Origin of the sequence: Nocardioides speluncae (assembly GCF_003121585.1) — a bacterium.
GTDB lineage: Bacteria > Actinomycetota > Actinomycetes > Propionibacteriales > Nocardioidaceae > Nocardioides > Nocardioides speluncae.
Genome location: NZ_QEOO01000018.1, coordinates 17,043 through 29,755 on the forward strand (window position 1 = coordinate 17,043; position 12,713 = coordinate 29,755).

At 69.8% G+C, this 12,713-nt stretch carries 13 protein-coding genes; 8 read left to right on the forward strand and 5 right to left on the reverse strand.

The window, feature by feature from the left end; genetic code table 11:
- Positions 1–90: 90 nt before the first annotated feature.
- The 5 genes from DDV73_RS10905 to DDV73_RS10925 are packed head-to-tail and all read left to right on the forward strand — an operon-like array spanning position 91 to position 2,779.
- Positions 91–411, forward strand: coding sequence for a WXG100 family type VII secretion target (locus DDV73_RS10905; RefSeq protein ID WP_161962357.1), 321 nt, complete (start codon positions 91–93; stop codon positions 409–411).
- A 1-nt stretch (position 412) separates the two neighbouring features.
- Positions 413–724: a WXG100 family type VII secretion target gene (locus tag DDV73_RS10910; protein WP_109507279.1), complete on the forward strand. Its 312-nt coding sequence runs from the start codon at positions 413–415 to the stop codon at positions 722–724.
- Entirely contained in the window at positions 706–2,079 is a 1,374-nt protein-coding gene (locus DDV73_RS10915) for a WXG100-like domain-containing protein (protein ID WP_154402714.1), read from the forward strand. Before DDV73_RS10910 ends, DDV73_RS10915 begins: the two co-directional genes overlap by 19 nt.
- Positions 2,079–2,465, forward strand: coding sequence for a DUF6188 family protein (locus DDV73_RS10920; RefSeq protein WP_109507281.1), 387 nt, complete (start codon positions 2,079–2,081; stop codon positions 2,463–2,465). The genes DDV73_RS10915 and DDV73_RS10920 overlap by 1 nt, the downstream gene beginning before the upstream one ends.
- The gene (locus DDV73_RS10925; protein WP_109507282.1) at positions 2,462–2,779 is read left to right on the forward strand and encodes a hypothetical protein; all 318 of its coding nucleotides are present in this window, start codon (positions 2,462–2,464) and stop codon (positions 2,777–2,779) included. Before DDV73_RS10920 ends, DDV73_RS10925 begins: the two co-directional genes overlap by 4 nt.
- Before the next feature lie 91 nt (positions 2,780–2,870).
- Here DDV73_RS10925 and DDV73_RS10930 read toward each other — a convergent pair whose 3' ends face one another.
- The gene (locus tag DDV73_RS10930; RefSeq protein WP_240617240.1) at positions 2,871–3,059 is read right to left on the reverse strand and encodes a DUF4396 domain-containing protein; all 189 of its coding nucleotides are present in this window, start codon (positions 3,057–3,059) and stop codon (positions 2,871–2,873) included.
- Positions 3,060–3,117: 58 nt separating this feature from the next.
- Between DDV73_RS10930 and DDV73_RS10935 the strand changes: the two genes are divergently transcribed.
- Genes DDV73_RS10935 through DDV73_RS29595 form a run of 3 tightly spaced genes read left to right on the forward strand, consistent with a single transcriptional unit; the run spans position 3,118 to position 8,382 of the window.
- Entirely contained in the window at positions 3,118–3,672 is a 555-nt protein-coding gene (locus tag DDV73_RS10935) for a PadR family transcriptional regulator (RefSeq protein WP_109507284.1), read from the forward strand.
- Positions 3,669–5,669: an NADPH-dependent 2,4-dienoyl-CoA reductase gene (locus tag DDV73_RS10940; protein ID WP_109507285.1), complete on the forward strand. Its 2,001-nt coding sequence runs from the start codon at positions 3,669–3,671 to the stop codon at positions 5,667–5,669. Before DDV73_RS10935 ends, DDV73_RS10940 begins: the two co-directional genes overlap by 4 nt.
- A 49-nt stretch (positions 5,670–5,718) precedes the next feature.
- On the forward strand, positions 5,719–8,382 hold the full coding sequence (locus tag DDV73_RS29595; protein ID WP_109507286.1) for a protein kinase domain-containing protein: 2,664 nt from the start codon (positions 5,719–5,721) through the stop codon (positions 8,380–8,382).
- A 14-nt stretch (positions 8,383–8,396) separates the two neighbouring features.
- Here DDV73_RS29595 and DDV73_RS10950 read toward each other — a convergent pair whose 3' ends face one another.
- The 4 genes from DDV73_RS10950 to DDV73_RS10965 form a co-directional block, all read right to left on the reverse strand.
- Positions 8,397–9,296: a dolichol-phosphate mannosyltransferase subunit 1 gene (locus tag DDV73_RS10950; RefSeq protein ID WP_109507287.1), complete on the reverse strand. Its 900-nt coding sequence runs from the start codon at positions 9,294–9,296 to the stop codon at positions 8,397–8,399.
- Positions 9,293–10,228: a glycosyltransferase gene (locus tag DDV73_RS10955; protein ID WP_109507288.1), complete on the reverse strand. Its 936-nt coding sequence runs from the start codon at positions 10,226–10,228 to the stop codon at positions 9,293–9,295. The genes DDV73_RS10950 and DDV73_RS10955 overlap by 4 nt, the downstream gene beginning before the upstream one ends.
- 164 nt (positions 10,229–10,392) lie before the next feature.
- Complete coding sequence (locus tag DDV73_RS10960; protein ID WP_240617241.1) at positions 10,393–11,370, reverse strand: sulfotransferase family protein; 978 nt, start codon at positions 11,368–11,370, stop codon at positions 10,393–10,395.
- Positions 11,371–11,520: 150 nt separating this feature from the next.
- The gene (locus tag DDV73_RS10965; RefSeq protein WP_109507290.1) at positions 11,521–12,606 is read right to left on the reverse strand and encodes a sulfotransferase family 2 domain-containing protein; all 1,086 of its coding nucleotides are present in this window, start codon (positions 12,604–12,606) and stop codon (positions 11,521–11,523) included.
- Between the last annotated feature and the right edge of the window lie 107 nt (positions 12,607–12,713).

A 12,713-nucleotide genomic window follows, 5' to 3' on the forward strand; every position in this document is an offset into this window, starting at 1 on the left:
GCGACGCCACACCTCGACAGACCCGGGTTTCCGGCCGGCCAGCGCTGGGCAAACATCGTCGTACCGCCGTACGACGTGAGGGGAGTGTCGGTGACCATCGAGCTGATCCACCAGGCCTTCAACAAGGGCAAGTCTGATGTCCGCGAGGCGGCCGGGCGGCTGACCAAGGACCGCGACAACATCGACCGCCGGGTGTCCGGCTACCTGGGGCAGGGCTGGACCGGCGTCGCCGCCGACTCGTTCGTCGACGCCTGGGACGACTGGAAGCTCGCCGCGACCGACGTACTCGAGGGCCTGGTCGCGATGGGCGAGCTGCTGGAAGCAGCACACAAGGACTTCATCGAGCAGGACGAGGGCTCGCAGCAGAAGCTCGACGCCATCTCCGCACGGATCATCGAAAGGCTGGGCTGACATGGGACACGGAGACCCCGGCAGGTTCACCATCGACGCAGACGAGCTCGACGACATCGTGGGCGACCTGGTCAAGACCGAGACCGCGCTCTCCACGCTGACCTCCGACCTGGAAAAGCAGATCAGGGCGCTGCAGTCGGTGTGGGAGGGGCTCGCCGCCGGCGCGCAGCAGGAGGCCCACGAGGAGTGGACGACGGGTATGCGCGACATGCGGACCGCGCTCAAGGATCTCCGCGCCGCCGCCAAGCTTGCCCACGGCAACTACACCGGCGCCGCGAAGACCAACCTCACCATGTGGCAGCAGGTCCGCTGATGGTCCGGCTCGACATCGACGGCGGCGGCTTCGACTGGGCGGCCCAGGCGCTGTCCAGCGGCAACCAGCTCGCAGCCCGCTACTACACGACGCTCACCGGCAAGCTGAGCGGGTACGGCGCGATGGCCGGCGACGACACGACCTCGGAAGAGTTCGCCAAGGAGTACGACGTCGCCGCCAAGGAGAGCGTCGACGCCCTCAACGATCTGGTCGACTCGTTCGCGACGCTCGCCATCCTCACCGCGACCTCGATCGAGAACCACCGAGCGGCCAACGCCAACTCTGTCTACAACAAGCCGGTGCCGGTCTGGGACGGCCAGAGCGGGCTTCCCGCGGAAGGCCCGGTCGACATCCAACCGTTCACGCCGCCGTCCAGTCTCGGCGGCGACAACGAGGATCTCCCCGATTTCTGGAACGAGATCATGGACCACCTCGAGGGCTTCGCCTGGCCGAACGCGAACGTCGGCAAGCTGCGCGAGGCGGCAGCGGCCTGGCGCAGCGCTGGGGATTCCGTCGGCGGGCTGACGTCGTACCCAGAACGCGCCATTGGCCTGTTCAGCGGCCAGAAGTCGCCCGAGATCCCGGTGGCGACCGAGGCGCTCAACGAGTTCAAGACCCAGATCACCGACCTCGCGGACTCGCTGCGCTCGATCGGGCAGTCGTGCGACGACTATGCCAAGCAGGTCGAGGACACCCGCCAGGTCATCAAGGACATCGTCCGCGACATGGCGATCGAGGCGGGCGTCAGCATCGTCGCCGGCGCGATCGTCGGCTTCTTCACCTTCGGCGGCGGCGCCGCGGCCGGTACGGCGATCGCCGGCTGGCGAATCGTGTCGGCGGCTCGGAAGATCTTGAAGGCACTGCGTGCCCTGAAGGCCGTCGCCAAGGCGGGCGCGGTCGCCAAGCTGACTGCCGCAGTCAGCAAGGTGAAGCCGCTGCGCGCCATCTTGGGCAAGTTCAAGAACGCCAAGAAGATGGACAACGCCGCCGACGCCAGCACCCCGCCGACGCCTCCGAAGCCGCCGAAGAAGCCTGGCGACCCGGTTCCCGGCGACCAGCGCCCCTCGTCCGCCGGAGAGAACTGGGAGGGACGGGTCTCCGACAACGGCAAGGGCGAGGTCTGGCAGCGGCCCGGCGCAACGGGCAACAAGGACTCGGTCCGGGTGATGGAGCCCACCGCGCAGTACCCGAACGGCTACGTCCGGTACTACAACGAGCACGGCCAGCCGATCGGGCTGGACGGCAAACCGAACATCCCGGGCGCGACGAAGGCCGAGAACGCCGCCCACACGCACATCCCGATGAATCCGGACGGCACCTATCCTGTGCCCAAGGGCTGGAAGCCGACCGGCTGATGAACGACGACACGAAGGCAGCGATGATCACCGACTTCGCAGGACAGCGCCTCACCACGGTCACGGTGACCGAGGCGCTCGAGCTGACCACCGAGGACGGCTGGCTGATCACGATCGAGAACGACTACGAGCTCACGCGTCCCGGCCAGCCCAGCCTGCGGACGACCGACGGGCAGGAGCCGGCCATCCAGGCCCTCCTGGATGCCATGGTCGGCCGTCCCCTCGTCGGACTGGCCTACACCAGCCGCGGCGACCTCACCGTGCACCTTCCGGACGGCTCGTTGTCGGTCAGCTCGACACCTGCCTTCGAGGCCTGGTCGATCGTCGGGCCGAACCAGGAGCGCGTGATCGCGATGCCGGGCGGCGAGCTGGCGATCTGGTCATGACAGACCAGCAGACCGACCCGTTCGAGGAGTTCACCGGCGACCGCGCGGGCGCCGTACAGCTGCGGCGGTCGCTGACGGTCCTGCGGGACAAGTACGCCGGCACCCCGCTCGGCCACCAGCTCCAGCTCACCCTCGAGGGCCGGATGACGATGCGGGACCTGGCCGGCGACCCCGAGTTCGCCTCGCTGGCCCAGGCCGGGATGCGGGAGTACGCCGAGCAGTGGGCCGCCATGTCGCCCGAGGAGAAGCAGGCGCTGGTCCGCGAGAGCGAGGCCGCCGAGCGCGCCGCGAACGAGGAGCTCGGCGACCCTTAGGGCGGTTTCGCCAGGTACCTGGCGGAACGGTCTCCGCCCTGCCGAAACTTCGGCAGGGCGGAGTCAGGAACGGCAGGGCAGTCGGTGTCCGTCAGTGGTGACCGTGGCTGTGGCCGTGCAGCTCGTGGACGACGGCGTGCCCGCGGCCGCGGCCGATCATCCAGTGGTTCACCGGCAGCGTGACCACGAAGGCCACGGCGAGGGCGAAGGCCAGTGCACCCCAGAAGACGACATCGGCCAGCCCGGCCTCCATCGCACCCGGCCCGGGGGGTACATGCAAGTGATCTGCGTCGCACACCTCTTGCAACTCGTTGCATAGGTCCCGCAGACTTGCCGGCATGGCCCTCGAGCACGCGATCCTGGTCTCGCTCAGCGAGCGCGCCGCGTCCGGCCTCGACCTGACCCGCCGCTTCGACAAGTCGATCGGCTACTTCTGGACCGCCTCCCACCAGCAGATCTACCGGACCCTGAGCCGGATGGAGAAGGACGGCTGGGTGCGCTCGGAGGTGGTCGCCCAGCAGGGCCGGCCCGACAAGAAGGTGTACGACGTGACCGCGGCCGGCCGCGAGGAGCTGGGCCGCTGGCTGGCCGCCCCGACGCCCGCGCAGCCGCTGCGCTCGGAGCTGATGGTGAAGTTCCGGGCGGCGTCGTACGGCGACCGCGAGCAGGTCCTCGACCTCGCTCGCGCCAAGCTCGCCGAGCACCGCGACCTGCTCGCCCTCTACGAGGGCATCGAGCAGCGCGACTTCCCCAAGCCGGACGGGCTCGCCGGCCGCGAGCTCGACATGTACCTCGTGCTCCGCGGCGGCGTCCGCATGGAGCAGTTCTGGATCGACTGGCTGACCGAGTACCTCGACGCCCACACCCGCGCACACACGAAGGACGAGCGATGACCTACGACCACCTGCTCTCCCCGCTGACCATCGGCGACCTCACCCTGCGCAACCGGGTGGTGATGGGCTCGATGCACACCGGCCTGGAGGACCGGCGGCACGACCTGCCCAAGCTGGCGGCGTACTTCGCCGAGCGGGCCCGCGGCGGCACCGGGCTGATCATCACCGGCGGCTACGCGCCCAACAAGCGCGGCTGGCTGAAGCCGTTCGCCAGCGAGCTGACCACCCGGCTGCAGGCGATGCGGCACCGCGAGGTGACCGACGCCGTACACGCCGAGGACGGGGCGATCGCGCTGCAGGTGCTGCACGCCGGCCGCTACGGCTACACGCCGTTCAGCGTCAGCGCCTCGGCGAAGAAGAGCCCGATCACGCCGTTCAAGCCCTCGGCGCTGTCGACCCGCGGCGTGGACCGGACCGCCACCGACTTCGCGGAGTCGGTCGCGCTGGCCAAGAAGGCGGGGTACGACGCGGTCGAGATCATGGGCTCGGAGGGTTACCTGATCAACCAGTTCCTCGCCTCGCGCACCAACGACCGGACCGACCGCTGGGGCGGCACGGCCGAGAAGCGGATGCGGTTCCCGCTGGAGATCGTGCGCAGGTCGCGCGAACTGGTCGGCGACGGCTTCCCGATCGTCTACCGGATCTCGCTCCTCGACCTGGTCGAGGACGGCCAGACCTGGGACGAGGTCACCACGCTGGCGCTGGCCCTGCAGGACGCCGGCGTCACCGTCTTCAACACCGGCATCGGCTGGCACGAGGCGCGGGTCCCCACGATCATCACCCAGGTGCCGCGCGGCGCCTGGCGGTCGGCCACGGCCCGGCTCAAGGGCGTCGTCGACGTGCCGGTCTGCGCGTCCAACCGGATCAACACCCCGTCGCTCGCGGAGGACATCCTGGCCGCCGGCGAGGCGGACCTGGTCTCGATGGCGCGGCCGCTGCTGGCCGACCCCGAGTTCGTGGCGAAGGCCGCGGCCGGGCGGGCCGACGAGATCAACACCTGCATCGCCTGCAACCAGGCCTGCCTGGACCATGTCTTCAAGAACAAGAAGGCCTCCTGCCTGCTCAACCCGCGCGCCTGCAACGAGACCACGCTGGTGCTCGCCCCGACCCGGACCCGAAAGACGGTCGCGGTGGTCGGTGGCGGGCCGGCCGGGCTTGCCGCGGCCGTCAGCGCGGCCGAGCGTGGGCTGGCGGTGACGCTGTTCGAGAAGTCGGCGGAGCTCGGCGGCCAGTTCCGGCTGGCGATGCAGATCCCCGGCAAGGAGGACTTCGCGGAGACGCTGCGCTACTACCGGCGCCGGCTGGAGGTGCTCGGGGTCGAGGTCCGGCTTGGCGTCGAAGCAAGCGCGGCCGACCTGGCGTCGTACGACGACGTGGTGGTGGCCACCGGCGTCGCGCCCCGCGTCCCGGCCCTGGACGGGATCGACCACCCGAAGGTGGTCAGCTACCCGGACGCGATCAACGGCACCGTGCCGGTCGGCAAGAAGGTCGCGGTGATCGGCGCCGGCGGCATCGGCGTCGACGTGTCCCACTTCCTCACCCACGACCCGAGCGACACTGACTACGACTGGATGGCGCACTGGGGCGTCGGCGACCCGACCCTGCACCCCGGCGGCCTCACCGAGCCGAAGCCGCGGACGCCGATCCGCGAGGTCACCCTGCTCCAGCGCAAGACCACCCCGATCGGGATCGGCCTCGGCAAGACCTCCGGCTGGGCACACCGCTCGGTGCTGAAGCAGTCCGGGGTGAAGCTGATCAGCGGGGTCACCTATGACCGCGTCGACGACGCCGGCCTGCACATCACCGTCGACGGCACTCCGCAGGTGCTCCACGTCGACCACGTGGTGATCTGCGCCGGCCAGGAGTCGGTACGCGACCTGTACGACGTCCTCGGCGAGGCGGGCAACGCCCACCTCATCGGCGGTGCCGACATCGCCGCCGAGCTGGACGCCAAGCGCGCCATCGACCAGGGCACCCGGCTGGCGGCCGCCCTTTAGGTACCGCGGAAACCCGACCGGCGGGAGTCATGCTCTGGGAGCATGAACCATGGCTGAAGGGCCACCCGGTCGACTCATCGCAGACCGCTACGAGCTCGTCGATCTCGTCGCTCGTGGCGGGATGGCCGACGTTTACGAGGGCCGGGACACCCTTCTCGAGCGGGTAGTCGCGATCAAGTTCCAGCGCGTGGACCTCACGGGCGAGCCGGACTACCGGGCCCGGTACACGCGCGAGGCCAGGGTGGCGGTCGGCCTCAACCACCCTGCGATCGTGGCGACCTACGACTACGGCGAGGCGAGGCTTCCCGGCGGATCCGGTCCCTCTCAGCAGTACCTGGTCCAGGAGTACGTCGACGGCGAGACCCTGCGCACCGTCATCCGCGAGGACGGCCAGGTTCCGCCGGACCGGGCGCTGGAGATCGTTGCCGGCGTCCTGGACGCTCTCGCGTACGCCCATGGCGCGGGGATCGTCCATCGCGACATCAAGCCCGGGAACGTGATGCTGACGAAGGACGGCGCGGTGAAGGTGATGGACTTTGGCATCGCCGTCGCGATGTCCGACGCCGTGTCGACGGCGACGACGGCCGTCGTCGGCACCGCGCAGTATCTTTCGCCGGAGCAGGCCGTCGGCGAGTCCGTCGACTCGCGGTCCGACCTGTACTCCGCCGGTTGCGTCCTCTACGAACTGCTCACCGGCCGGCCGCCGTTCGTCGGCGACAGCCCGGTGGCGGTGGCCTACCAGCATGTTCGCGAGCCCGCGGCCCCGCCGTCGGCCTATCGCCCCGAGCTCACCCCCGAGGTCGACGCCATCGTGATGAAGAGCCTGGCGAAGCGGGTCGAGGACCGCTACCAGACGGCCTCGGAGATGCGCAGCGACATCGAGCGTCTGCTGGCTGGGGAGGAGGTTCAAGCCGAGCAGCCGGCGGCTGCACCCGAGCCAACGACGCGGGTCCGGGAGACGAGCCACGCACTCTCGCTGGTCGACGGCATCTACGACGTCGACGCGATCGGTCGCGGCCCGCTCACCGAGCACCTCGCGGACGTCATCGTTCGGATGATCAACCGGTGCCGGATCGACCCCACCGCTCCGGAGTCGCTGGTCGTCGGCGTGGATGCACCCTGGGGCACGGGCAAGACCACGCTCGTGCACCTGTTGAGGCACGGGCTGGCCGGCCGCTCGGCGGTCGTCGGGAAGCCGCTCGTCGTGAACTTCGACGCCTGGCGGGAGTCCAAGGTCGGGCCCGAGTGGTGGGCCTTGGGAGCCACGCTCTACCGCGGCGTACGAAAGGAGCGAGCCCTCGCCGCCCAGGCAGCCATGATCGTGTGGAGTGCCTTGGGACGGCTGGCGCGTTCGAAGGTGTTCGTCGGCGCAGTGGCACTCCTGGCTGTGTACGCCGTCTTCCTGTCGGACTCGGGCAACCAGGCATGGGTCGAGAAGTGGCAGACGGTGATCTCGGCGGTGACCGCCGCCGTCGCCGGTGCGTTCGGGCTGAGCCGACTGCTGTTCTGGTCGTCCCCCGCGCTGGGTGCCCTCTACCAGAAGTCGGACGATGCGCCGCTGGCGGAGATCGCGGGCATGATCTCCAGGCAGCGTCGCTGGTCGCCACGGTCGACAAGGAGCCAGCTGGTCGCCGACTCGCTCTTGGGAGTCTGGGTTCTCCTGCTCCTCGGCTGGGGGCTGTGGCTCGCGTGGGCCGACGACCGGAGCGGATCGACGTTCGCCCTCCTCGGCGGCCTCGCGCTGCTCGGTGTCGGGGCCTACGGACTGTACGTCGGCCGCGTGCTCTCAGTCCCGAAACGGCCCATCATCTTCGTGGTCGACGACCTCGACCGCTGCACCGACGAGAAGACCGTCGCCTATCTGGAGACGATCCACACGCTGGTCCGACACCATGAGCGGCCCCGCTGGTTCCCGCGCTGGCGTCAGCCGGCACCGCTGATCATCCTCGTGCTGGCTGATGGACGCTGGGTCAGGAACGCCTTCGCCAAGGCCTACGAGACCTTCGCGGACGTGAGCGGCGACGAGACCCGAGGACTGGGCGCCGACTTCATCCAGAAGCTCTTCGACCACACGGTCATCATTCCTGAGCTCACGCTCCCGCAGGCGTCGGAGTACGTCCGCTTGCTCACCGAGTCCGACGTGGCTGGAGATCCGACCGAGGAGGCGGACGGGGCCGAGTCCCAGAAGCCGGGCGCGCGGACCGGCACGGAGGAGACCGCAAGAGCGGCCCAGGGAATCGCGGAGGCCACAGGCGCGGCGCACCTCGACCAGCTCGAGCGGTCTGCCAGTCAGTTCCCGGACGCGGAGGCCGACGCGCTGCGCAGCGCCATCTCGGTCGAGCGGTCGAGCGAGGAGTACGTGCTGGAGCTGACGCGTCATCTCATGACCAAGTACTCGCGGCACATGCCGCAGAACCCCCGGATGATCAAGCGGGTCGCGAACGCCTGGTCCATGCTGCAGGCGGTTCAGCTGTCGATCGGTAGCCGCAAGTCGGAGCAGGAGCTGGTGGCCGCGGCGATCTTCATGACCAAGTACCCGAACCTGGTGGACCAGCTGCTGCATCACCCCACGGTCCCGGAGGACGAAGGGCCGTGGCAGCGCGTCGACGTCATGGAGACCAGGAGCCTGGTCAGCGACCCGGCGCCGGGCCTCATCGACCTGGCGGCCTGCTACGGCAAGGCCCTGCTCGCCGACGACGCAGCCGACCGGTAGGGCAGGCGGCGAACTCAGGCCTGGAGCGGGCGCGGGGCCTCGGGGAGCCAGGTGTCGGTGACGTAGTCGACGACGTGGATGCCCTCGGGGGCCTCGATCCGGACCACGCCGTCGACCGAGTCCCAGCGGCCCTCGCGGCAGGCGGTGAAGACCTCGTACTCGCGCTTCTTGCGGGGCGTGCGGGCGGTGTCGAAGGCGTCGACGTTGGTCCAGTGGGCGAACTCGTCGGAGTCCAGCCACTTGATCTCGATGCACATGCCCTCGGGCAGGTGCAGCCGCTCGGTGGTGTCCTCGGGGAAGTCGCGCAGCTCCCACTCGAAGGCCTTCAGGAACGTGTAGTCCGGGCCCATCGGGTAGATCCACGGCTCGCGGCCGCGCATCCCGAGGTCGAGGTAGGCGACCCGCTCGGACTCCACGTTCAGCGGGTGCCGCGGGATCAGGACGATCGCGCCGGAGCCCTCGAGCTGCCAGCCCAGGTCCGCGATCGTGGCCACGCCCTCCTTGGTGAGCACCATGTCGCCGTCCCACTTCATCGAGTACGACGTCTTCACGTGCGAGAAGGACCAGTTGTAGAAGTGGGTCAGGGAGTGCACCGACGCGGCCGGCGTACCGAGGTGCTCGGGGCCGCAGCGCGAGACGTCGAAGGGGTACGACGCGAGCGTGAACCGGTCGGCCGCGCCGACCTTCTCCGCCACCTGCGTGGCGACCTCCGGCGTACCGTCGTCGGACTGGTTGTCGACCAGCACGATGTGGTCGACCGCGGCGAACATCGGGGGCAGCACCCACGGCAGGTTGCGGGCCTCGTTGCGGACCCGGAACACCGCAGTGAGCCCGGCCGTCAGCGGCGCCCGCCGCCAGGGCCAGGTGATGTCGTAGTCGCCGAGGCCCTCGACGGTGGTGATGTCCGGCTTCACGACCGGGCGCCCGTCTGTACGGCGTTGCGGTCGACGAGCGGGCGCGGCGCGCGTGGCAGCCACTCCTGGGTGACGTACTCGACGATGTGCCGGCCGGCCGGCGCCTCGATCCGGTGGATACCGGGCTGGCCCTCCCAGCGGCCGGCGCCGAGGTCGGTGAACAGCTGGTACTCGCGCCGCTTCCGCTTGGTGCGGGCGCTGGTCTCGAACGCCTCCGGGCTGGTCCAGTGCGCGAACTCGTCGGAGTCCAGCCACTTCAGCTCCACCGAGCTGCCCTCCGGCATCCGCACCGACCGGGCGTGGTCGGGGTAGATCCGCAGCTCCCACTCGAACGCTTTCACGTGCGGGTAGTCCGGGTGCATCGGATAGCCGAACGGCTCGGCGTTGGCCAGGCCGAGGTCGAGGTAGCCGACGGTGTCGGACTCGACGTACAGCGAGTGCCGCGGGACGTAGAGGACCACGTCCTTGCCGGGCAGCTGCCAGGACAGGTCGGCCAGCAGCTTCTCGCCGTCCTCAGTCAGCACCATGTCGCCGTCCCACTTCACCGAGTACGACGTACGCACGTGCGAGAACGACCAGTTGTAGAAGTAGGTCAGGCTGTGCACCGAGTCGGCCGGGGTGGCGAGGTGCTCGGGGCCGCAGCGGCTCACCTTGAACGGGTACGACGTCACAAGCAGCCGGTCGGCCGCGTCGTGCTCCTCGGCGGTACGGCGGGCGACGTCCGGCGTACCGTCGTCGGACTCGTTGTCGACCAGCACCACCGCCTGGGTGGCCCGCAGCAGCGGCGGCAGCACCCACGGCAGCGACCGCGCCTCGTTCTTGACCCGCAGCACCATCGTGGTGCCAGGCAGGAGCTGGCCGCCTTCGGCCTTGGTCCACGGCCAGTCGATGTCGAAGTCGCGGATCTCCTCGATGTTGCCCAGATCGGGCACTAGTGGTCACTCCCGGAGGTTCGTCGAGGGCATGAGTGGTCAGGGTGCGCGCAGCGCAAGGCGGAGGAGGGAGGCGGGCCGGCGGCCCGTCGACCGACGACAACGCAGCGATGTGCGTGCCCTGGCCGCTCAGGCGCCGATGAACCTCCGGGAGTGACCACTGGCTAGCGTCCCCTGGCCTTGTTGAGGGCCTTGCGGGCGCCGCGCCGGGCCTTCGGCGGGATCGCGGCGCGCACGCCGTGCGGGACCTTGCGGGCGATCCGGTCGGCAGTGCCGAGGCCCGGGTCACCGCCGGCCGCGCCACCGCCACCGTTGCCGCCGCCGGCCGCATCCCGGCGAGCCGCGGCGGCGGACGACTGGGTGATCGCCTCGGCCTCTTCGTAGAGCAGGGTGTACTCGGCACGGAGCTCGTCGAGGACCTTGTGGGTGTCGGGCTTGTCGCCGCCCTCGTCGGCCAGCCGGTTGAGCGCCTGCCAGCTCTCCTCCGCGACGTCGCGCAGCCGCTTCGGCACGTCCACGTCGTCCCAGGTCAGCTGCACCCGGCGCAGCGACGGGTCGATGAAGTTGTGGACCTGGCGGATGTCGTTGGCGGTCGCGGTCTTCACGGACTTGAGGTCGAGCTTCTCGCCGAGCGCGTGCACCGGGACGGTCCAGTCCGACAGCATGTCGTGGTAGCGGACGAACGCGCGGTCCGAGTCACGGGTGGCGCGCTCGGTGTGCAGCATCATGTTGACCCAGGCGGCCGTGCGGTTCAGCTCGCCGAAGCGCTGGGTGTAGTACTTCTGCTTGCTGCCGACCACCTCGGTGACCGGGCGCAGCATGGTGACGTACGACGGGGTCGCGCCGCAGCGCAGCGCCGCGGACCGCCACAGGCCGATGAACCAGGCCAGCCGCGGGTCCTTCACCACCAGCTCGTCGCCACCCTCGCGGAACTGGCCCTCCAGCCACTTGCCGAGCTCCTCGCGGACCTGCTCGTTGGTGCTCAGCTTGCCGGCTTCGAACCAGGCCTGCGGCCGGGCGTCGGAGACCTGGACGCTGCAGCGGCGCAGCAGCCGGTCGTGGAAGTCGACCACCCACTGCGGCTCGCCGAAGCCCTTCGGGTTGGTGTCGTCCGCGGCGACCTCGGGCTGCGGAACATGCATGCCCAGGGTCTGCAGGGTTCCGGACATGGTGCTTGTGCCACTTCGTCCCGATCCGACCACGAAGACGACACGACGAGATGACGCAGGCAGCGGGGGGTTCGACATGGCCGACATGCTACCGGGGTGCGGCGGTGGCCAAACCTCGGCCGTCTAGCCCTCTTCTTGATCTCCTTGGTTTCGAGACGGTCGCTGCGCGACCTCCTCAACCGGCGGAGCCTCCGACTCTGGTTCGGGTTCGGGCTCCGGCTCGGGCTCCGGCTCAGGCTGGAGCTCGCGGAGCTCGGCACCCAGCTCCCAGGTCCGCTGCCGCAGCCGCTTGGCGCGATCGTTGAGTACGCCGATCCGCTCGTGCCGCTCGATCAGCTCGGCCAGGGCAGGCAGCACCGGCTTCACGTCGCCGCGCCAGGTGGCCAGCCGGCCGACCTGGTCGCCGTCCACGGGCTGGTAGCCGTACGCCTCGAGGTCCGCGGCGTACAGCTTGTTGACGACGGCGGCGGTCTCCTCGTCGTACAGGCCGGGCGAGTAACCGAGGAGCGTGCGGTTCTCCCGGCGCCGCTTGACCTTGTCGACGGCGGGGCCGACGTGGTTGCGCAGCCGGCGCAGCGTGAGGTCCATCTGCTCGGTGTGGCCGACGTGGTTGAGGTTGGGCGCGTCGGTGAGTACCTCGGTCTGCGGGGCCCAGTGGACGTCGAGCGGGAACCGCTCGTCCGGCTCGCCGAGCGACAGCACGAACCGGCGGAAGTCCTCGACGATCTCGGCCGGCCAGCGCGGGATCCGCGGGAACCAGTCGGCCTCGGCGTACCGCTTGACGTACTGCGGCTCGCGCATCAGCAGCTTGGACTGCCACGCGGAGAAGAGCCGCCGCGCCGGGTCGCGGACCACGGTGAACCGCAGCCAGGAGTCGTCGGCCTCGATCTCCGCGCGCTCGTCGTCGCCGAGCTCGGACCATCGCAGCCGCTCCGGCCAGAGGCTGACGTCGTGGATCGTCATCACCTGGGAGATCTGCGGGGTCAGGCTGGTGCCGAGGTAGTCGGGATTGACGCCACCGAGCTGGCCGAGCGTCCACAGGATCGACGTACACCCGCCCTTGGGCATCGGTACGAAGACGACCTTGCGCTTCGGCAGCACCATGCTCCGCGCGCGGGCATGGCTGACCGGCTGCTCGACCTCATCAGCAGTGGTCTGCTCCAGCGTGTCCAACTCGCCTCCAGTGTCCAGGCACCCCGTCGTTTGCATGATCCTAGGCTTCGCCGCAAGGTAAAGGGACAGAAGGCGACATTGTGGCGAGAATGTCGCGTGACCAGCACCGTCGGCTGGGGTGGGACGTCATACGGAGCGGTCGC

What these genes read in the sequence shown, in the direction of transcription:
- DDV73_RS10910 (WP_109507279.1), top strand. Translation starts at nt 413, where the DNA reads ATGGGACACGGAGACCCCGGCAGGTTCACCATCGACGCAGACGAGCTC.
- DDV73_RS10920 (WP_109507281.1), top strand. Translation starts at nt 2,079, where the DNA reads ATGAACGACGACACGAAGGCAGCGATGATCACCGACTTCGCAGGACAG.
- DDV73_RS10925 (WP_109507282.1), top strand. Translation starts at nt 2,462, where the DNA reads ATGACAGACCAGCAGACCGACCCGTTCGAGGAGTTCACCGGCGACCGC.
- DDV73_RS10935 (WP_109507284.1), top strand. Translation starts at nt 3,118, where the DNA reads ATGGCCCTCGAGCACGCGATCCTGGTCTCGCTCAGCGAGCGCGCCGCG.
- DDV73_RS10940 (WP_109507285.1), top strand. Translation starts at nt 3,669, where the DNA reads ATGACCTACGACCACCTGCTCTCCCCGCTGACCATCGGCGACCTCACC.
- DDV73_RS29595 (WP_109507286.1), top strand. Translation starts at nt 5,719, where the DNA reads ATGGCTGAAGGGCCACCCGGTCGACTCATCGCAGACCGCTACGAGCTC.
- DDV73_RS10960 (WP_240617241.1), bottom strand. Translation starts at nt 11,370, where the DNA reads ATGCATGTTCCGCAGCCCGAGGTCGCCGCGGACGACACCAACCCGAAG.
- DDV73_RS10965 (WP_109507290.1), bottom strand. Translation starts at nt 12,606, where the DNA reads ATGCAAACGACGGGGTGCCTGGACACTGGAGGCGAGTTGGACACGCTG.